General features: G+C 73.1%; 2 protein-coding genes (1 of these 2 cut by a window edge). Both read right to left on the bottom strand.

The genetic code is table 11. The features are described from left to right. Positions 1 to 3 precede the first annotated feature (3 nt). Complete coding sequence (locus FFT09_RS19210) at positions 4 to 10,047, bottom strand: type I polyketide synthase (protein WP_138383531.1); 10,044 nt, start codon at positions 10,045 to 10,047, stop codon at positions 4 to 6. A 246-nt stretch (positions 10,048 to 10,293) separates the two neighbouring features. Continuing rightward, positions 10,294 to 22,877 carry the final stretch of a type I polyketide synthase gene (locus FFT09_RS23375; RefSeq protein WP_244231418.1) on the bottom strand. The gene runs 26,296 nt beyond the window's last position, so only the last 12,584 of its 38,880 coding nucleotides appear in the window; its start codon lies off the right edge, out of view; it ends in the stop codon at positions 10,294 to 10,296.

Here is a 22,877-nt window from a genome sequence, read left to right as displayed (position 1 = left end):
GCGTCACTCCTTCGGGGTGGTCGAGGGGCCGCCGTCGGACCCGGTGCCGAGTTCCTCGTCGAGCAGGTCGAAGAGCTCGTCGGCGGTGGCCTCCTGCAGGCCATCGGTGTCCTCGGCCGACGGCGCCTGCGCCGTCCATGCCGACAGCAGTCCGCGTAGTCGCTCGGTCACGCGAGCCCTGTCGTCGTCGTCCGTGCGCACGGCCGCGAACGCGTCGGCGAGCCGGTCCAGCTCGCCGACCAGCCACAGCGCGGGTACGGAGCCGCCTTCCACGAGCTCGTCGCGGACGTGCTCCGCGAGCGCCTCGGGCGTCGGATAGTCGAAGACGAGAGTGGCGGGCAGGCGAAGCCCGGTGACGACGCCGAGCCGGTTGCGCAACTCGACGGCGGTGAGCGAGTCGAAACCGATGTCGAGGAACCCACGACCGCGCTCGATCGCGTCGGGCGACGCGTGCCCGAGCACCTCGGCCGCGGCCCCGGCCACCACCTCGTAGGCGATCCGGTCGCGATCCTCGGCGGTCGCCGACGAGAGGCGAAGGCGCAGTGCGGACGCGGACTCCGCCCCGGTCTGCGCCGCCGGAAGCGTGGGCAGCGGAACCAGGGGGCGCAGCAGCGGCGGTACCGCGTCGACCCGCACCTGCGCGGCGCCCGTGACGGGCCGCGCGGCCACCACGGCGGGCCGGTGCAGCCGCTGCGCCAGGTCGAACAGTGCCATTCCCTGCTCGTCCGACAGCGGAGCCAGTCCCGTCCTGGCGAGGCGGTTCACTCCGGCGGCGTCGAGCCGGCCGAGCATCCCGCTGGCCGCCCACGGTCCCCACGCCAGCGACACGGCGGGCAGTCCGAGCCCGGCACGGTGCCTGGCGAGCGCGTCGAGGAAGGCGTTGGCGGCCGCGTAGTTGGCCTGCCCGGGACTGCCGAGCGTTCCGGCGGTCGAGGAGAACAGGACGAAGTCCGACAGGTCCAGTTCCGCCGTCAGCTCGTGCAGGTGCCATGCGGCGTCCACCTTCGGCCGCAGCACCGTGTCCACCTGCTCGGGGGTCAGCGACGAGAGCACACCGTCGTCCAGCACGCCCGCGGTGTGGACGACGGCGGTCAGCGGGTGCTCGTCCGCGACGGTGTCGAGCAGTTTCTCGACGCTGTCCCGGTCACCCAGGTCGCAGGAGGCGAACCGGACGGCCGCGCCCGCTTCCGTGAGCTCGGCCATGAGTTCGGCGGCGCCGGGCGCCTCCGCACCCCGACGGCTCGCCAGCAGCACCTGCCTGGCGCCCCTGCCGACGAGATGGCGGGCGGCCAGTCCGCCGAGCACACCACCACCGGTGACCAGGACGGTTCCCTCGGGATCGAGCGGCGCCTGCTCGGCTGGGTCGGCGGCGGCGCGGGCGAGTGTCGGCACGGACACGGTGCCTGCCCGCACGGCCAGCTGGTCGTGTCCCGTCGCGAGCGCGGCGGGCAGCACGCGCGCCGACTCCGTCGTGTCGTCGACGTCGACGAGCACGAGGCGGCCGGGATGTTCCGACTGCGCCGACCGCAGCAGCCCCCACAGCGCGGCCTGCGTGAGACCGTCGGTCTCGTTACCGTCCTCATCGACGGCGACCGCGCCCCGGGTCAGCACGGCCAGCGGAAGGTGGGTGAAGCGCTCGTCGGCGAACCAGGTTTGCAGGAACTCCAGTGCCGCCAGGACAGCCGCGTGCGTCGCGGCCGGTTCCTCCGCCTCGGCGGGAAAGCTCGTCACCACGATTCCCGGCTCGGCGACTTCGGCCAGCTCGTCGAGTCCCGCGCACCGGACGAACTCGGTGCCCCCGACGAACGGGGTGTCCCCGACGAAGGTCACCGCGCCGGGTTCGGCGGGCGGCACCGGCGACCAGTCGAGCACCAGCAGCGAATCCTGCCGGGACGGCCGCCCGTCGCCGAGCTGGGCGGTGTTCACCGGCCGCAGCACCAGCGAGTCGATCTCGGCCACCGGGCGAGACGCGGTGTCGGTCAGCGTCAGCGACACCGCGTCCCCGCCGCGCGGAGTGATGTGTACCCGCACGGCCCCCGCGCCGGAGGCGTACGCGGTGACACCCTCCCACGCGAACGGGAGCCGAGCCCGGTTCTCCTCCGGCGAGCCGAGGCCGATCGCGTGCATCGCCGCGTCGAGCAGGGCCGGGTGCAGGGCGAATCCCGCGGCGTCGCCGTCGGGCAGCGCCGCCTCGGCGAAGACCTCGTCACCGCGCACCCACGCCGCGCGCAGCCCCTGGAACACCGGACCGTAGCCGTACCCGAGCTCGACGAGCGTGTCGTAGAAGCCGTCGATCGGCACCGGTGAGGCGCCGGCGGGCGGCCACTCGGCGGGCGCGTCACCGCGTTCCGGCTTTCCGGCGACGAGCACGCCGCTGGCGTGCCTGGTCCACGGCGCGTTGTCGGCGTTGGCGGCGTTGTCGGCGCCCCCGGGCCTGCTGTGGACCGTGAACGTCCGGCTGCCGTCGTCGTCGGCGGGTCCCGCCCAGGTCTGGAGCAGCACGGTCCCGTCGGGCGGCAGCACCAGTGGCGCCTCGATCGTGAGCTCCTCGATCCGCGAGCACCCGAGTGGGCTTCCCGCCTGCAGTCCGAGTTCGACGAACGCCGCGCCCGGGAGCAGGACGGTGCCCAGCACCGCGTGGTCACCGAGCCAGGGATGCGTGGACAGCGACAGTGTTCCCGTACCCAGCACGCCGCCGGTGCCCGCCTGCTCGACCATGCCGGTGAGCAGCGGGTGGCCCGTCCCCGTGAAGCCCGCCGCGACGGCCGTCGCGCCGTCGTCGGCGGTCAGCCAGAAACGCTCGGACTGGAACGGGTACGTGGGCAGATCCACCCGCCTGCCGCCGGAACCCGAGAAGTAGGCGGCCCAGTCCACGTGCCGTCCCTCGACATGGAGCCGGGCGAGCGCGCCGCCGAGCGTCAGCGGCTCGGTGCGGCCGCCACGCAGCACCGGAACGAACGCCGAGCCGTCCGGATCGGAGACGCAGTCCGGTGCCAGCCCGGTGAGCGTGCCGTCGGGGCCGAGTTCGACGAAGGCGGTGACCCCGCGCTCGTCCATGGCTCGCACGGCGTCGAGGAACCGCACGGGAGCGGCCACCTGGCGTACCCAGTAGCCGGGATCGGCCAGTTCCTCGGCGCTGACCTGGCGTCCCGTCACCGTGGACACGATCGGGATGCGCGGCGTGCCGAACGACAGGCTCGCGGCGAACTGCCGGAACTCGTCGAGCATCGGCTCCATGCGCGGCGAATGGAAGGCGTGGCTCACGACGAGTCGCTTGGTCCTGCGCCCCTGCTCGGAGAAATGCCGCTCGACGGCGTCAACCGCGTCCTCGTCGCCGGAGACCACGACGGTTCCGGGTCCGTTGACGGCGGCGAGCGACACCGCACCGGACAGCAGCGGCTCGACCTCGGCCTCGGTCGCCCGCAACGACACCATCGCCCCACCGGTGGGCAGGGCGTCCATCAACCGCGCCCGCGTCGAGACGAGCGCCGCCGCGTCGGGCAGCGACAGGGCACCGGAGACATGCACGGCGGCCAGCTCGCCGATGGAATGGCCGAGCAGGAAGTCCGCTCGCACGCCCCACGACTCCAGAAGCCGGAACAGCGCGACTTCCAGCGCGAAGAGGCCCGTCTGGGTGCGGCCCGTCCGGTCGAGTCCGTCGCCGCCGAAGACGACCTCGGCGACCGGCCGGTCCGAATAGCGGTCCAGCTCCGCGCACACCGCGTCGAACGCGTCCGCGAACGCGGGATAGGCGTCGTAGAGTTCCCTGCCCATCCCCGCCCGCTGGGAGCCCTGGCCGGAGAACAGAAAGCCCGTGTACCCCGGCTTGCCCGAGGCGCGGACGACACCGGCCGAGCCGGTCGCGCCTGCCGCGAGTGCCGCCAGCGCGTCGCGCAGGCCCGGGACGTCGTCGGCGAGCACCACCGCGCGGTGTTCGAGGTGTTCCCTCGTCGTCGCGAGCGAGTACGCGACGTCGGCGGCGGACAGCCCGTCCAGCTCGGACAGCAGGCGGCTCGCCTGCGCGTGCAGTGCTTGCTCGGTGCGCGCGGACAGCAGCCACGGCGTCACCCTGGCCTCGGGGGCTCCGGTCTGCTCGCCCGCCTGGTTCGCCGGGTCCGTGACGGGGGGAGCTTCCTCCAGAATCGTGTGGACGTTGGTGCCGCTGACGCCGAACGAGGACACCGCGGCGCGCTTGGGCTCGCCCGTGTCCGGCCAGTCGACCTGCTCGGTCAGCAGCGACACCGCACCCGTGGACCAGTCGACCCCGGAGGTCGGCCGGTCGACGTGCAGCGTGCGTGGCAGGACGCCGTGCCGCATCGCCAGCACCATCTTGATCACTCCGGCGAGCCCGGAGGCGGCCTGCGTGTGACCGAGGTTCGACTTGATCGCGCCGAGCAGCGCGGGCCGCTCGGCGGGCCTGCCCTGGCCGTAGGTGCCCAGCAGTGCCTGCGCCTCGATCGGGTCGCCGAGCGTGGTGCCGGTGCCGTGGCCCTCGATGGCGTCCACCTGCTCCGGCGTGAGCCGCGCCGCGGCGAGCGCCTGCTGGATCACCCGGCGCTGCGACGGTCCGTTCGGGGCGCTGAGGCCGTTGGAGGCACCGTCGGAGTTGACCGCCGACCCGCGGACCACGGCCAGCACCTCGTGACCGTGCGCTCGTGCGTCGGACAGCCGCTCGACGACGAGCACGCCGACGCCCTCGGACCATCCGGTCCCGTCCGCCGCGTCGGCGAAGGCCTTGCAGCGACCGTCCGCCGCGAGGCCGCGTTGCCTGCTGAACTCCACGAACGTTCCCGGAGTGGCCATCACGGCGACCCCGCCCACCAGTGCCCGCGCACATTCGCCGCCCCGCAGTGCCTGCGCCGCGAGGTGGAGCGCGGCCAGCGACGACGAGCACGCGGTGTCCACCGTGACCGCAGGGCCCTCAAGACCCATCGTGTAGGCGATCCGGCCGGAGAGGACCGCGGTGGAGGTGCCCGTCATGAGGTACCCGGCGACCCCGTCGGGCACGTCGGCGACACCGTTGCCATACCCCTGCGGGGAGGCGCCGACGAACACGCCCGTCCGGCTCCCCCGCGCGCTGCCCGGTGGAATACCCGCCCGCTCGAAGGCCTCCCACGACAACTCCAGCAGCAGCCGCTGCTGGGGGTCCATGGCCAGCGCCTCGCGGGGCGAGATGCCGAAGAAGCCCGCGTCGAACTCCGTGGCGCCGTCGAGGAAGCCGCCCTGCGTGCTGTAGGAGCCGCCCGGCTTGTCCGGGTCGACGTCGAAGAGCGCGTCGACGTCCCAGCCCCGGTCGGACGGGAACTCGCCCACCGCGTCGACCCCGTCGGCCAGCAGCCGCCACAGCTGCTCGGGAGAACGCACGCCGCCGGGAAAGCGGCAGCTGATGCCGACGATGACGACCGGATCGTCCTCGTGGGTGAGGACCCCGTCGCCGGGGACCACCGCGTGCTCGCCCGCCGGGTCGGTGCCGAAGACCTCGGTGACGACCCGTGCCGTGACCTCGGCCGCTGTGGGATGGTCGAAGGCCAGCGTGGTCGGCAGGCGAAGGCCGGTCGCCGCGTTGACGCGGTTGCGGAAGTCCACCGCGGTGATCGAGTCGAAGCCGAGGTCACGGAAGGCGCGGTCGGCTGGCAGTTCCCCGGCCGAGGCGTAGCCGAGCGCGGCGGCGGCCTCGGTACGGACCAGTTCGAGAACGGCGTCGTCGCGTTCGCGCGGCCTCGCCGCGGCCAGTTCGCGCCGGAGCCAGGACTGCTCGCCCGTGTCTTGGTCCCCGGTGTCGAGCGCGTCCCTGACCTCGGGCAGGTCGGCGAGCAGCGGGCTCGGCCGGACCGACGCGAACGAGGGAGCGAACCGCTCCCATTCCACGTCGGCGACGGTCACGGTGGCCTCGCCGCCCTCGACGGCCTTGCGCAGTGCCGTGACCGCCAGCTCGACGGGCATGGCGCGCAGGCCACGCCTGGCCAGGTGCTCCTCCGTCGACCCCGTGGCCATTCCGCCGCCGCTCCACAGGCCCCAGGCGACCGAGGTCGCGGGCAGCCCCGCCGCCCGCCGTCGGGTGGCGAGCGCGTCGACGTAGGCGCCCGCGGCGGCGTACGCGCCCTGCCCAGCGCTTCCCCACGCGGCGGCGACCGTCGAGAAGAGCACGAAGGCGTCGAGCGGCTCGTCGGCGAAGAGCGCGTGCAGGTTGGCGGCACCCGCGACCTTGCCCGACGCGATACGGGCGAACTCGGCGCGACCGGTCTCGCCGATCGGGCTCTGCTGGCTGACGCCCGCCGCATGCACGACGGCCGAGATCGTCTCGCCGTCGGAGCGGAGCCCGGCGACGAGGTCGGCGAGCGCGTCGCGGTCCGCGACGTCGCAGGCGGCCACCGTGACGCGCGCGCCGAGTTCGCCGAGTTCGGCGGTCAGCTCGGCGGCGCCGGGCGCGTCCGCGCCGCGCCTGCTGGTGAGCACGAGATGGGAGGCGCCCGCGCTCGCGAGCCAGCGGGCCAGGTGCCCGCCGATGCCGCCCGTGCCGCCGGTGATCAGGACGGTGCCACGCGGGGTCCAGGGTGTCGCTGGCGTCTCTGGTGTCCCGGCACGGCCCGGTTCCCGCGCGCGTTCCAGCCGCCGCGCGAGCACTCCGGAGGCCCGGACCGCCACCTGGTCCTCCGTGCCGCACAGCACGCCGCACACGCGCGTGACGGCACGGTCGTCGAGCTGCTGTGGCAGGTCGAGCAGGCCGCCCCACACGGTGGGCAGCTCGAGGGCGGCCACCCGGCCGTAGCCCCAGGTCATCGCCTGCACCGGATCGACGGCCTCGTCCCACCGGCCCGCCGAGACCGCGGACCTCGTCACGCACCACAACGGGGCGCTTCGCTCGCTGCCGCCGAGTGCCTTCACCAGGGCGTCCGTGGCGGCCAGGCCGACGGAAACCGCGTCGGCCGCGGTCTGCCCTCCGCCGTCCGGCTGGTGGTCAGCGAGCGCCAGCAGCGAGATCACACCGTCCGGTTCCGGCGCCCCCGCCAACCGCGCGGCGAGCTCGTCGGCGGCGTCGCACGGGACGGCGAGCGGCACGACGTCGGCACCGGACCGGGACAGGCCCTCCGCCAGCGCGTTCGCCACCGCCGTGATCGCGTCGTCGGCCCGCCACTCCGGGCTGATCACCCACCACGTCCCCGCGGGCGCCGCGTCTCCGGTCACGGTCACCGGACGCCAGCTCTCGCGGTACCGCCACGAGCCGATGGTGTCGTCGACGCGCCGCCGCCTGCGCCACGACGACAGCGCGGGAAGCGTGCCCGCGACGGAGGCCACGTCGTCGACGTCCAGTACCCGCGCCAGCGCGGCGCTGTCCTCCGCCTCGACGGCCTCCCAGAAGCGGACGTCGGCGGGGTCCATGTCGTGCCCGGTGGGACGCTCCAGGACCGTCGGCCAGAACCGGGTGTGCTGGAAGGCGTACGTCGGCAACTCCACGCGCGCGCCCGAGCGGTGCCCGTAGTAGGCACTCCAGTCGACGTTCGCGCCGTCGCAGTACACCGTGGCGGCGGCGACGACGAGCCCCTCGGGTTCGTCCCGGTCCCTGCGTACGGCGGGCACGAACAGCGCGTCGGGAAGGCAGTCCTGTCCCAGGGCCGTGAGCACGGCGTCCGGCCCCACCTCCAGGTAGCGGGTGACGCCACGGCCCGCGAGGCACTCCAGCCCTGCGGCGAACCGCACGGTCTCGCGCACGTGCCGGACCCAGTAGTCGGCGGTGCCCAGCTCCGGCCCGGCCAGCTCACCGGTCACATTGGACACGAGCGGGATCGTCGGCGTACCGAACGACAGGCCCTCGACGACCGCGCGGAAGTCGTCGAGCATGCCGTCCATCCGGGGGGAGTGGAACGCATGGCTGACCGACAGCCGCTTGGAACTCCGGTCGGCGAACCGTGCGACGAGCGCCGCCACGGCGTCCTCGTCACCGGACAGCACGACGGAGTCGGGCCCGTTCACCGCGGCCAGCGACACCCCGTCGGTCAGCAGCGGCAGGACCTCGTCCTCGCGTGCCCGCAGCGACACCATCGCTCCGCCGGAGGGCAGCGCCTGCATCAGCCTGCCACGGGCGGCCACGAGGGTGCAGGCGTCGGCCAGCGACAGCACGCCCGTCACGTGAGCGGCCACCACCTCGCCGATCGAGTGGCCGAGCACGAAGTCCGGGGTCGCCGCCCACGACTCGACGAGCCGGAACAACGCCACCTCGAACGCGAACAGCGCCGCCTGTGTGCAGGCCGTCTGGTCGAGCAGCTCGCCGCCGTCGAAGACGACGTCCCGCACCGGCCTGCCGAGCGGGCCGTCCAGCTCCGCGCACACCGCGTCGAACGCCTCCGCGAACGCGGGGAACGCCTCGTACAGGCCCTTGCCCATCCCGCTCCACTGCGCGCCCTGCCCGGTGAACAGGAAGGCCGTTCGCCCCGCCGACGCCGTGCCACGCACGGCGCCCCTGCCGAGGGTGCCGAGCTGGCCGGGTTCGAAGACGACGGCACGGTGCTCGAACGGCGTGCGGCTCGCGAGGGCGGCACCCACGTCCACGGCACGCGGGCTCGTGTCCTCCACGTAGGACCTGATGCGTTCCGCCTGCTCCCGCAGCGCGGCATCCGTTCGCGCCGAGATGACCCAGGGCAGCACCGGCGGCACGACGGAGTCTTCGTCGGAGTTTCCGTCGGAGTCCTCGTCGGAGGGCTGTTCGAGGATGAGGTGGGCGTTCGTCCCGCTCATGCCGAACGCCGAGATCCCGGCGCGCCGGAGCCCGCCCGTCTCCGGCCACGGCACCTGCTCCGTCAGCAGCTCGACCCCGCCCGAGTTCCAGTCCACATGCGGGGTCGGGGCGTCGACGTGCAGTGTTCGCGGCAGCACGCCGTGCCGCATGGCCAGCACCATCTTGATCACGCCGGCGATTCCGGCCGCAGCCTGGGCGTGGCCGATGTTGGACTTCACCGAGCCGAGCAGCAACGGCCGGTCGTCCTGGCGGTCCTGACCGTAGGTGGCGAGCAGCGCGTCCGCCTCGATCGGGTCGCCGAGCGCGGTTCCGGTGCCGTGCGCCTCGACGGCGTCCACCTCGGAGGGTGACAGGGTGGCGTCGGCGAGTGCCGAGAGGATGACGCGCTGCTGTGCCGGTCCGTTCGGGGCCGTGAGACCGTTGGACGCGCCGTCGGAGTTGACCGCCGAACCGCGGAGGACGGCCAGCACCTGGTGGCCCGCCCTGCGCGCGTCGGAGAGGCGTTCGAGCAGCACGACGGCCGCGCCCTCGCTCCACGACGTGCCGTCGGCGGACGCGGCGAAGGGCTTGCAGCGGCCGTCCGCGGCGAGCCCGCCCTGCTCGTCGAAACCGAGGAACGCGGTCGGGGTGGCCATCACGCTGGCCCCGCCCGCGATGGCCAGTGAGCACTCGTCGCGCCGCAGCGCCGCGGCGGCGAGGTGCATCGCGACCAGCGACGTGGAGCAGGCGGTGTCGACCGAGACGGCCCCGCCCTCCAGCCCCAGCGCGTAGGCGATCCGTCCGGAGACGATGCTCGGCGAGGTTCCGGTCATCGCGTGTCCGGCTGAGCCGTCCGGCGACTGGCTCAGCACACCGGCGTAGTCCTGGCTGGTGACTCCCGCGAACACGCTGGTGCTGGTGCCCCGCAGGGGAGCCAGAGCGATACCCGAGCGCTCGATCGCCTCCCAGGAGAGTTCGAGCAACAGCCGTTGCTGGGGGTCCATGGCGACGGCTTCGCGGGGCGAGATGCCGAAGAACTCCGCGTCGAAACCGGTCGCGTCGTCGAGGAAACCGCCCTCGCGCGCGCCGATCGAGTCGAGCTGGTGCTGCCAGCCCCGGTCACCGGGGAAGGGGGCGATCGCGTCGGTGCCCGAGGTCACGAGCCGCCACAGGTCGTCGGGTGTGTCGACGCCACCCGGGTACCGGCAGGCCATCGCCACGATCGCGATCGGCTCGCTCTCGCCCGCCTCCAGGTCCCGCACTCGCTGCCTGGCCTGGTGCAGTTCCGCGGTGACCCACTTGAGGTAGTCCCGCAGAGTCTCTTCGTTCGCCATTCAACCCCACCGAGTCGACCGAGCACAGCGCGTGCATCGCGGTTTCCGCGACGGGCAGGGTTGCCGGGCTCGCCGGACACCACTTCCGGACGGCTCGGTAACCACGGGGGTAACACCGCCTTCACGGCACCGGACTCTCCGGGCCGGCCCCTCATCGCGACGTAGGGAAAGTTATGTGATGCCCCGGACGCCCAACACCCCTAAGGTCCCGGCCCCGCCCCCAGTCAGCGGGTCCCGGTCAGCAGGTCACGTATCACGGCCCAGCTCACCGTCGATGAAGGAGAGGATCTCGTCGTCCGAGGCGTCCCCGAGCGTGTCCATCACCCCGGGGTCGTCGCCGTTGCCCGCCTCACCCGTCCACTTGGCGAGGAACGCCTGGAGCCGGACGGCGACCTTCGCCCTGGTGAGCTCGTCGGGTGCGGCGTCACCGAGCCCCGCCTCCAGCCGGTCCAGCTCGGCGAGCAGACCGGAGGCGTCCGACGCGGCGTCGGGCGCGAGTTCCTGCCTGAGGTGCTGGGCGAGAGCGTCGGGGCTCGGGTGGTCGAACACCAGCCCGGCAGGCAGGCTCAGCCCGGTCGCGGCGATGAGCCTGCCCCGCAACTCGACCGCGGTGAGCGAGTCGAAGCCCAGCTCGCGGAACACGGCATCGGGCTGCACCTCCTCCGCACCGGCGTATTCGAGCACGGCCGCGGCCTCGGCCCGGACCAGCTCGAGCAGGTGCTCGTGCTGGTCGTCGGCCGTCATGCCCGCCAGTCGGGAACGCAGCGCGGCGACGTGGTCACCGTCCGGCTCGGTCCCGCCGAGACCGTCCAGCGCCCGCGCGGCGGGCAGCTGTTCGAACAGCGGCCACGCGCGCGCGGCGGAGAAGGCGGGAGCGAACCGCGACCACTCCACGTCGGCGACGACGACGAGCGGGTCGTCGCCGCTGATCGCTCGGTGCATCGCCGTGATCGCCAGCCGGGGTGCCATCGCGGGCAGGCCACGGCGAACGAGGTGCTCGCCCGCGTCACCGTCCGCCATGCCACCGTCGGCCCAGGGGCCCCAGGCGACGGCGGTGGCGGTGAGGCCGCGTCGGCGGCGCTGCTGGGCCAGCGCGTCGAGGTAGGCGTTGGCGGCGGCGTACGCGGCCTGGAGCCCGGAGCCCCAGATGCCGGAGATCGAGGAGAACAGCACGAACGCGTCCAACGTGTCCTCGTCGAAGACGGCGTCGAGGTTCGCCGCGCCGAGCACCTTCGCGCTCAGCACGTGCTCGAACTCCTCGACGGTGACCTCCGACAGCGGCGTCAGCTGCTCCGCGCCCGCGGCGTGGACGACGGCCCGCACGGGGTCGCCGTCGGCCTCGAGCCGGTCCACGAGTGCGGCGAGCGCCACACGGTCGGTGACGTCGCAGGACACGGCGTCGGCCCGTGCCCCGGAGCTCGTGAGTTCCTCGCACAGTTCGGCCATGCCGGGTGCGGCCGTGCCGCGGCGGCTGGCCAGCACGACCCGGGCGGCACCGTGGTCGACGGCCCACTTCGCGACGTGCGCCGCCAGCGCGCCGGTACCGCCGGTGATCAGCACGGTGTCGCGCAACGCCACCGGCTCGGCCGTGTTCGCGGGCGCGTCGACGACGCGGCGCACGTAGACGCCGGACGAGCGCACCGCCACCTGGTCCTCGGTGCCGCTGAGCACACCGCACACCCGGTCGTAGGCGGACTCGTCGAGTGTTTCGGGCAGATCGATCAGTCCGCCCCACCGTTGCGGCTGTTCGAGGCCGACGACCCTGCCGAGCCCCCACAGCTGCGCCTGGGTGGCGCTGACCAGCGCGTCCGTCTCGCCGACGGCGACCGCGCCCCGCGTCACACACCACAGCGGCGCGGGCAGTGCCACGTCACCCATGGCCTGCGCCAGCGACAGCGTCCCCGCGAGCCCGGACGGCAGCACCGCCGTGCCCGGCTGCGGCTCCTCGGCGAGCCCGAGCAGCGACAGCACACCGGAAAGCGCCGCGCGCTCGGGGAACTCCGCCACGATCTTTTCGATGTCCCGGCCCAGTTCCACCCGGTCGAGGCGATCCGCCGTCAACCGCTCGACCCGCACACCCCGAGCCTCCAGCGCGGCCACCAGCGGATGCGCCAGTTGCTCGGCCGACCCGACCACCAGCCACGTGGTGTCCGAGACCCCGGGGGTGGTGCCGGTCCAGCGGAGCCAGTCCACCCCGTAGCGCCACTCGTCCACAACGGAGAGCTCCCTGGCAAGTGCCGCGCCGGAGGTCTCCGGCAGGGTCGGCCAGTACCGCTCTCGTTGGAACGCATACGTCGGCAACTCGACCCACCGTGCCCCGGTACCGGCGAACAACGCCGACCAGTCCACGGGTGTGCCGTGGACGTGGAGGGTGGCGACAGCCGTGACGACGGTCCTCGCCTCGTCGCGGTCCTTGCGGCACGCGGGCGTGAACACGACCTCCGGCGCGCTGTCGGCGGCCATGGGGGTGAGGACCGCGTCCGGCCCGATCTCCACACACCGCACCACACCACGAGACACCAAACACTCCACCCCAGCACCAAACCGCACCGTCTGGCGCACCTGCCGCACCCAATACCCCGGATCACACCACTCCTCCGACACCACACCACCCGACACAGACGACACCACCGGAACCCGAGGCACCGAAAACTCCAACCCCTCCACCACCGAAGAAAACTCACCCAACATCGGCTCCATCCGAGCCGAATGAAACGCATGACTCACCCGCAACCGCCGATGCCTCCGCCCCTCAAACCCCACCAACACCGCCGACACCGCATCCTCATCACCCGACAACACCACCGAACCCACACCATTCACCGCCGCCAACGACACACCCTCACCAAGAACAGGCACCACCTCGGCCTCCGACGCCTCCAACGCCACCATCACCCCACCCGAGGACAACCCCGACATCAACCGACCCCGCGCCCCCACCAACACACACGCATCCCGCAACGACAACACACCCACACAATGCGCAGCCGCGACCTCACCCACCGAATGACCCAACACATAATCCGGCACCACACCCCACGACTCCACCAACCGAAACAACGCCACCTCAAACGCAAACAACCCCACCTGCGTAAACAACGTGTCATCCAACAAACCACCACCACCCCCAAACACAACCTCCCTCACCGAACCACCCACAAGCCCATCCAACTCACCACACACCTCATCAAACGCCTCCGCGAACACCGGAAACGCCTCATACAACCCACGACCCATCCCCACACGCTGCGCACCCTGACCAGAGAACAAGAACCCCACCTTGCCCTCACCCACAACACCCCGCACCACACCCGACGACAACCCCACCAAACCAGCCGAATCCAACACCACAGCCCGGTGTGACAGGCGCGCGCGGCGCGTGAGGGAGTAGCCGACGTCGACGAGGTCGGTCGCGGTGGCGGAATCGCCCAGCGACGAGGCGACGAGGTCGGCCTGCGCGGTGAGCGCGGCCTCGGAGCCGCCCGAGAGCACCAACGGCACCACCGGCGGCGCCGTCCGCGGTTCGTCTCCGGCCGCGGCCACGGCCTCGGCGGGAGCCTGTTCGAGGATCACGTGCGCGTTGGTCCCGCTGATCCCGAACGACGACACCGCCGCCCGCCTCGGTCGGCCCGTCTCGGGCCACGGCTGCTGCTCGGTGAGCAGCCTCAGCTCGCCCGCCGACCAGTTCACGTGCGACGACGGGTCGTCGGCGTGCAGGGTCTTGGGCACGGTCCCGTGCCGCAGAGCCAGCACCATCTTGATGATCCCGGCGACACCGGCGGCGGCCTGCGTGTGGCCCAGGTTCGACTTCACCGAGCCGAGCAGCAGCGGACGCTGCCTGTCCCTGCCGTAGGTGGCGAGCAACGCCTGTGCCTCGATCGGGTCACCCAGTGCCGTTCCGGTCCCGTGGCCCTCGACGACGTCGATGTCCGTGGTGGACACCCCGGCGTTGGCGAGCGCCTGCCGGATCACCCGCTGCTGCGAGGGACCGTTCGGGGCCATGAGGCCGTTCGAGGCGCCGTCCGAGTTCACCGCGGAACCACGGACCACGGCCAGCACGGGATGCCCGTTGCGCCGCGCGTCCGAGAGCCGCTCCACCACCAGCACGCCGGCGCCCTCACCCCACGTGGTGCCGTCCGCCGAGTCGGCGTACGCCTTGCAGCGGCCGTCCGCGGCGAGCGCTCCCTGGCGGCCGAACTCGATGAACGCGCCGGGCGTCGCCATGACGGTGACACCACCGGCGAGCGCGAGCGAGCACTCGCCCGACCGCAGTGCCTGGACCGCGAGGTGCAGCGCCACCAGCGACGACGAGCACGCGGTGTCGACCGTGACGGCGGGCCCCTCCAGTCCGAAGGTGTAGGAGACACGCCCGGACAGCACGCTCGCCGCGTTACCGGTGCCACCCTGCCCGCTCGCGCCGTCCTCCGACTGGAAGTACAGCGCGCTGTAGTCCTGCCCGTTGGTTCCTGCGAAGACGCCGGTGGTGCTGCCCCGCAACGACTGCGGGTCGATCCCGGCGGTCTCGAACGCCTCCCACGTGGTTTCCAGCAGGATTCGCTGCTGGGGGTCCATCGCCGTGGCCTCGCGTGGCGAGATCCCGAAGAACCGGGGGTCGAACTCGGCCGCGTCGGCGAGGAACCCACCCTCGACGCTCCCGGTCGTACCCCACGCGGCCGGGTCCCAGCCCCGGTCGGTCGGCACCGGGGTGATCGCGTCGCGGCCGTCAGCCAGCAGTTCCCACAGCAGTTCCGGGGTGGCGGCGCCGCCGGGGAACCGGCAGCTCATGCCGACGACGACGATCGGGTCGTCGCCGGTCGCCGCCGTCGGCGGCACCGCCGTCGGCACGTCCGCGGCCTCGTCGGCGACCGTGCCGATCAGCTCGCTGCGCAGGAACGCGGCGAGCGGCTCGGGCGCGGGGTAGTCGAAGATCAGCGTCGCGGGCAGGGACAGACCGCATTCGCGCGACAGCCGGTCCCGCAGCTCGACCGCGGCCAGCGAGTCGAAGCCGAGTTCCTTGAACGCGGTCCGCGCACCGACGGGATCGGCGTCGGCGTGTCCGAGGACCGTCGCCGCCTCCGCACGCACGAGCTCCACCAGCAGGTGGTGCTGCTCGCTCTCCGCGACGCCGAGCAGGCGAGCGCGGAACCCGCTGTCGGAGGGCTCCACGACGGCCGCAGGCGACTCGGCCCCGGGAATCTCGGCGAACAACGCGCTCGGCCGGAACGCGGTGAACGACGGGGCGAACCGCGACCAGTCGACGTCGGCGACGACGACCTGGTTCTCCCCGCGCCCGACCGCGGAGCCCAGCGTGGTGACCGCGTGCTCCGGCCGCATCGACACGAGTCCCCTGCGGTTCAGCTCGGCCTGCATGTCGTCGCCGGTCATGCCGCCATCGGCCCACGGGCCCCAGGCGATCGAGGTGGCGGGCAGTCCCTCGGCCCTGCGGTGGGCGGCGATCGCGTCCAGTTCCGCGTTCGCCGCCGCGTAGGCAGCCTGACCGCCGCTGCCCCAGACACCCGCGATCGAGGAGTACAGCACGAACGCGTCCAGCTCGTGCCCGTCGAACACGGCGGCGAGGTTCGCCGCGCCGTCGACCTTGGCGGCCAGCGCGTCGGCGAGGCTCGCCTCGTCCATCTCGGACAGTGGTTGCGCCGGAGCCACCCCGGCGGCGTGCACGATCGCCCGCACGTCGCCCACCGTGACCGCCAGTGCGGACAGCGCGTCGCGGTCGGTCACATCACACGCCTCGACGGTGGCGGGCACCCCGAGATCGGCGAGTTCGTCGCACAGTTCGCCCGCGCCCGGCGAGGCCATGCCTCGTCGGCTCGTCAGCACGATGCGCTCGGCTCCGTGGTGCGCGGCCCAGCGTGCGGTGTGGGCGCCCAGCGCGCCCGTGCCGCCGGTGATCAGGATCGTGCCGCGCGGCGTCCACGCGCCCGGCCCGCCCGCCGGTGCCGGTACGACACGCCTCGCGAACGCCCCCGACGCGCGAACGGCGATCTGGTCCTCACCGCGTCCCGCGAGGACCGCACACACCCTGGCGAGCGCGCCCTCGTCGAGCGAATCCGGCAGGTCGATCAGGCCAGCCCAGGCGTCGGGCAGTTCGAGCGCGGCGACCCGGCCGAGTCCCCACACCTGTGCCTGCCGGGGATCGCGGAGGTCGTCGGACCGGCCGACGGACACCGCCCCGGTGGTGAGGCACCACACCGGAGCGTGGACCTCGGCCTCCGCCAGCGCACGCAGGAGACCGGCTGCCGACCGGGCGTCGGTCGCCGTGATCGACACGACACCGGCCAGGTCACCGGGCAGTGTCACGTCGTCCAGCGCGGTCGGGTCGGGCACGGTGGTCACGGTGGCGCCCGCGGCCTGCATCGCCCCGGCGAGCGGGTGCTCGTCGCCCGCGATCACCAACCACGATCCGGACAGCGCCGCCCCGCCGGTGAGCTTCACCGGCCGCCACGTCACGTGATACCGCCACGAGTCCACCGTGGAAGCCTCGCGGGACCTGCGGCGCCAGGACGACAGAGCCGGCATCGCCGCACTCAGCGCCTCGCGCTCGGTGGCGTCGAGGGTGCCCGCCAGTTCGGCGAGGTCGGCGCGTTCCACGGCGTCCCAGAACCGCGATTCCTCCGTCGGCTGTTCCCCGTGCCGGGACGTGGCCTCGGGCCAGAACCGTTCGCGCTGGAACGCGTAGGTGGGCAGCGCTGTGTACCGGGCTCCGCTTCCCTCGAACAGCGCCGTCCAGTCGACCGGGTGGCCGTGGACGTACAGCTGTGCCAGCGCACCGAGCGTGGTCCGCGGCTCCGCGCGGCCCTGGCGCAGGGTGGCCGCGAACACGGCGTCGGGCAGGGATTCCCGGCCCATCGCCGACAGGACGGCGTCCGGTCCGAGTTCGACGAACGTGGTCACGCCCTGCTCACCGAGGCAGGCGAGGCCGTCGGCGAAGCGAACCGTCTCGCGCACGTGCCGCACCCAGTACTCGGCCGTCGCCACCTCCGGGCCCGCGAGCCGGCCGGTCACGTTCGACACCAGCGGAATTCGGGGCTCGTGGAAGGTCAGGCGCTCCGCGACGCTGCGGAACTCGGCCAGCATGCCGTCCATCCTGGCCGAGTGGAACGCGTGGCTGACGGTGAGCCGCTTGGGCTTGCCGCCGTCGAGCTGCTCCACCACCGCGGTGACGGCGTCCTCGTCCCCGGACAGCACCACCGAGCGCGGACCGTTCACCGCAGCCAGCGACACGCCGTCGGACAGCAACGGAGTGACGTCGTCCTCGGTGGCCCGCAGCGACACCATGACGCCGCCGGGCGGCAGGGCCTGCATCAGCCTGCCCCGCGCCGCGACCAGCGTCAGCGCGTCCTCCAGCGAGAGGACACCGGCCACGTGTGCCGCCGCCAGCTCGCCGATGGAGTGCCCCAGCAGGAAGTCGGGCTTCACGCCCCAGGACTCCAGCAGCCGGAACAGCGCCACTTCCAGGGCGAACAGCCCTGCCTGCGCGAACTCCGTCTCGTGCAGCCTGTCGTCGTCGCCGAAGACCACGTCCTTCACGGGGCAGGCCGCGTCGAACGCCTCCGCGAACACGGGATACGCCTCGTACAGGCCACGCCCCATCGCGGCACGCTGCGCACCCTGGCCGGTGAACAGCAACGCCGACCGGCCCTGCGCCGCGCTCCCCCGCGCGACCTCGTCGCCGTCCAGCAGGACCGCACGGTGCGCGAAGACCGACCGTGCGGTCAACGAGAAGCCGACGTCCACCGGATCGCAGGCCTGGGCATCCACGTGCGACCGGATGCGGCCGAGCTGCTCGGACAGGGCGGGCTCCGACTTGGCCGACACCACCCACGGCACGACCGGCAGAGTCCTGCCCGCTGCCTGTGGCGCGGCCGACGCGCCGGTGACGGCCAGGGCCTCCACCGGATCACTCAGGCAGGCGCGTGCGAGCCCGGCGAGCACGTCGCCGGGACCGAGTTCCACGAACGTGGTCACTCCCGCGCCGTGTGCCGCGCGCACGGCGTCGGCGAACCGGACGGTGTCGCGCGCGTTGCGCGCCCAGTAGCCGGGGTCGGCGATGTCGGCGATCGTGCTGCTCTCGCCCGTCACCGTGGAGACGACGGGGATCTCGGGGTCGCGGAAGTCCGTGTCCGCGACGGCCGCACGGAACTCGTCGAGCATCGGCTCCATCCGCACGGAATGGAACGCGTGGCTGACGCGCAGCCGCGTCGTCTTCCTGCCGAGTTCCTCGAAGTGCGCGGCCACCGCCAGCACGGCGTCCTCGTCTCCGGACAGGACGACGGAGCTCGGCCCGTTGACCGCCGCGACCGAGACCCGGTCGGTCAGCAGCGGACGCACCTCGTCCTCGGCCGCGCGGACGGCGATCATCGCCCCGCCCTCGGGCAGATTCTGCATCGACCGGCCACGGGTGGTGATCAGCCTGGCGGCGTCGGCGAGCGACCAGACACCGGCGACGTGGGCCGCCGTCAACTCGCCCACCGAGTGCCCCAGGACGACGTCGGGGGTCATGCCCCGGTGGCGCAGCAGGTGGAACAGCGCCACCCCGTACGCGAACAGCGCGGGCTGGGCGAACTCGGTCCGGTCAAGCGCGTCGGCGTCGCCGAACATCACCTCGCGCAGCGGCCGGTCGAGGTTGCGGTCCAGCTCGGCGCACACCTCGTCGAACGCCGCCGCGAACACGGGCTCTGTCTCGTAGAGGTCGCGGCCCATGCCCACGCGCTGGGAACCCTGGCCTGGGAAGACGAAGGCGGTCGCGTTGCGCGCCGGTGCTTCGAGGATGACGTGTGCGTTGGTGCCGCTGATGCCGAACGACGACACCCCGGCCCGCCGGGGGCGAGCGATCTCCGGCCACGGAACCTGCTCGGTCAGCAGGCGCACGGCACCGGAGGACCAGTCCACCTCGGGAGTCGGCTCGTCGACATGCAGTGTCCTCGGCAGCACGCCGTGACGCATCGCCTGGACCATCTTGATCACACCGGCCAGGCCCGCGGCCGCCTGCGTGTGCCCGAAGTTCGACTTGACCGAGCCCAGCCACAGCGGCTCGTCGCGGTCCTGGCCGTAGGTGGCCAGCACCGCTTGCGCCTCGATCGGGTCGCCCAGCGTGGTTCCCGTGCCGTGTGCCTCGACGGCGTCCACGTCGGCGCCGGACAGCCCGGCCCCGGACAGGGCCTGGCGGATGACGCGCTGCTGGGACGGGCCGTTCGGGGCGGTGAGCCCGTTCGACGCGCCGTCGGAGTTGACGGCGGAACCCCGCACGATGGCGAGCACCGGATGCCCGTTGCGCCGCGCGTCCGACAGCCGCTCGACGAGCAGCATGCCCGCGCCCTCACTCCAGCTGGTGCCGTCGGCGGTCGCCGCGAAGGACTTGCACCGGCCGTCGGGGGCGAGGCCGCGCTGCCTGCTGAACTCGATGAAGCTGCTGGGGGTCGCCAGCACCGTCGCACCGCCCGCGAGAGCGAGCGAGCACTCGCCCAGCCGAAGCGACTGGGCCGCGAGGTGCAGCGCGACCAGCGCGGAGGAGCAGGCGGTGTCGACGGTGACGGTCGGGCCCTCCAGCCCGAAGGTGTAGGCGAGGCGCCCGGACGCCACGCTGCCGGACGTGCCGGTGGCCAGGTAGCCGTCGACGGGCTCGTCCGACATCGCGAGCTGGACCCCGTAGTCCTGGTACATCACCCCGGCGAAGACGCCGGTCTGACTGCCCCGCAGCGTCGCCGGGTCGATGCCCGCCGACTCGACGGCCTGCCAGGACGCTTCGAGCAGCAACCGCTGCTGCGGGTCCATGGCGAGCGCCTCGCGAGGCCCGATCCCGAAGAACGCCGGGTCGAAGTAGGCCGCGTCGTGGAGGAAGCCTCCCTCTGCGGTGTAGCTCGTCCCCGGGTTCGCCGGGTCGGGGTCGTAGAGCCGGTCGAGGTCCCACCCACGGTCGGCGGGCAGGGGGCCGATCGCGTCGCCGCCACGCTGGACGAACTCCCACAGGTCGTCGGGTGAGCCGACGCCGCCGGGGAACCGGCAGCTCATGCCGACGATCGCGATCAGGTCGTCGTCGGTGCCGACGTCGGCACCGGTCCGCGCGAGCGTGGGCTGAGCCGCCGCGGGTTCGCCGCCCACGACCTCGGCGCGGAGGTACCCGGCGAGTTCGGTCGACGTCGGGTAGTCGAAGACGAGTGTCGCGGGCAGCCGCAGGCCGGTGGCGGCGCCGAGCCGGTTACGCAGCTCGACCGCCGTGAGCGAGTCGAAGCCGAGCTCGGTGAACGCCCGCTGCGGCTCGACGGCCTCGCCCGAGGCGTGCCCGAGCACGGCGGCGACGTGGCCACGCACGAGGTCGAGCACCTTGGCGGCCTGGTCGTCCGTGCTCAGGCCGCGCAGCGCCGCGGCCAGTCCCGGTCCGGTTCCCGCGACGCGCTTGCCCGTGGTCCGCACGAGCTGGCGCAGCAGCGGTGCGACGTCGTGGCCGGAGGCGTGGGAACGCAGCACGGGCAGGTCGAGTTCGACCGGGGCCAGCACTGCGCGGTCGCTGCCGAGTGCGGCGTCGAACAGTTCCAGCCCGTATTCGGTGGACAGCGGCGGGAACCCGGCCCGAGCCAGCCGGTCAGCCTCAGCCTCCGACATCGCCCCGGCCATCCCGTCCCCGGCCCACAAACCCCACGCCAACGACAACCCAGCCAGACCCTCACTACGGCGATGCTGCGCCAAAGCGTCCAGGTAAGCGTTCGCCGCCGCATAGTTGCCCTGCCCCGGCGAACCCAACACACCCGCCACCGACGAGAACAACACGAACAACGACAGATCCATACCCTGCGTCAGCTCGTGCAGATTGCGCGCACCCTCGACCTTCGGCCGCAGCACGGCCTCAACCCGTTCGGCCGTCAGCGACGACACCACACCGTCGTCCAGCACACCGGCCGCATGCACCACACCCACCAACGGACGCTCACCCGGAATCTCGCCGAGCACCCCAGCCAGCGCATCCCGATCCGCAACGTCACACGCCACCGACCGCACGTCCGCATCCAGGTCGGCCAGGTCGGCGACCTCACCACCGCGACGGCTGACCAGCACCAGGTGCCGCACCCCGTGCTCGGCGACCAGCCGGCGAGCCACCAACCGGCCCAGCGCACCGCTGGCGCCCGTCACCAGCACCGTGCCCTCCGGGTCCAGCACCGGGCGGTCCGACCCGGCCGCCTCACGGACCAGCCGGGGCACGGAAACCCGCCCGTCCCGCACCGCCACCTGCGGCTCACCAGCCGGGAGCAGGCCGACCACGTCGGCCGCGGCAGTGTCGGCGCCGTCGACGCCATTGACATCCACGAGCACGAACCGCCCCGGATGCTCCGACTGCGCCGACCGCAACAGCCCCCACACCGCCGCGGCGGCCACGTCTCGACCATCGGTGGCGCCGTGGGTCACCACGACCCGCCGACGCTCGTCACCGAGCCAGCCCTGCACCAGATCCAGCGCCTCGACCACCCGCTCGTGGACGGCGCCACCGGACGGCAGCTCCACCACGTCGAGGTCCGGGTCGGACTCGACGTGGGTCGGGTTCACGGAAACCCAGTCCATGGCGAACAACGAGTCGGCTCGCGAGGCACGAGCCAGCTCCGCCCCCACGGGACGCAACACCAGCGACTCCACCACGGCCACCGGGTCTCCGGCGCCGTCGGCCAGCACCAGCGAGTAACCGGAGCCCGATCGCGTGATCCTCACCTGTGCCGCGGTGGCACCCACCGCCAGCACCGACACGCCCGACCACGCGAACGGCAGCACGACGCCGCCGTCGCCGCCGTCGCCCGCGCCGCCCATGAGCCCGATTCCGTGCAGCGCCGCGTCCAGCAGCGCGGGATGCAGCCCGAACCCGTCGACGGACACCCCGTCGGGCAGCGCGACGTCCACGAACACCGCGTCGTCGGCAGTCCAGGCCCGGCGAACCCCTTGGAAGACGGGCCCGTACTCCAGTCCCGCGACGGCCAACCCCTCGTACAGCTCCGCCACGTCCACTTCACCGGCGCCCGCGGCAGGCCACTGCCCCGGCACCGCGGCGCCATCGACGGCCTGGGGCACCAGTGCGCCCACGGCATGCCGCGTCCACAGTTCCTCGGCACCGTCGGCCCGGCTCGAATGAACCGTGACCTCACGCGCGCCGTCGTCGTCGGACGAGGCGACGAACACCTGAACGGCGAGCGCGGTGTCGTCGGGCAGCACGAGCGGCGCTTCGAGGGTCAGTTCGGCCAGTGCCGCGCATCCGACCCGTTCTCCGGCGGTGAGCGCCAGTTCGACGAACGCGGCGCCCGGCAACAGCACCGTGCCCGACACGGCATGGTCGGCCAGCCAGGGGTGCGTTTCCGTCGACAGGCGTCCGGTCAGCACGAGACCCGCGCCGTCCGCCAGCGTCATCTCGGACGCCAGCAGCGGGTGCTCGACGACGCGCAGCCCCGCCGAGGCGATCGCGGAGCCGCGCTTGGCCGGTTTGAACCAGAAGTGCTGCCGCTGGAAGGCGTAGGTGGGCAGCTCGACCCGGTCGGCACCTGGTCCGGCGAGTACCTGGCTCCAGTCGACGGCGACGCCGTGGACATGTGCCTCGGCCAGTGCCTGCACGAGTCGCACGTGCTCGCCGGTCTCGTGGCTCGGCTGGATGTCGACGCGGGTTCCGTCGCCGAGTAGCCGCTCCGCGGCCTCGCTGTCCAGTGGGTACAGCGGTGGTTCCGACGCCTCGGGCGTGCTGTGGTCGGCGCCGGAGGCGACGAGCTCGGCGGCTTCCGCCAGGTCCATCGCGCCGCCCACGACGGCGGCGGCGAGTGTGCCGATTCCGTCCGCGACCACGGCCG

Source organism: Saccharomonospora piscinae (assembly GCF_005862235.1).
Lineage (GTDB): Bacteria > Actinomycetota > Actinomycetes > Mycobacteriales > Pseudonocardiaceae > Saccharomonospora > Saccharomonospora piscinae.
The sequence above is the reverse complement of the archived record's forward strand: the minus strand, read 5'-3'. Positions and strand labels throughout refer to the sequence as shown.

Bases quoted from the DNA above. Each gene is read 5' to 3' on its own strand.
- FFT09_RS19210 (WP_138383531.1), bottom strand. From the start codon at position 10,047: ATGGCGAACGAAGAGACTCTGCGGGACTACCTCAAGTGGGTCACCGCG.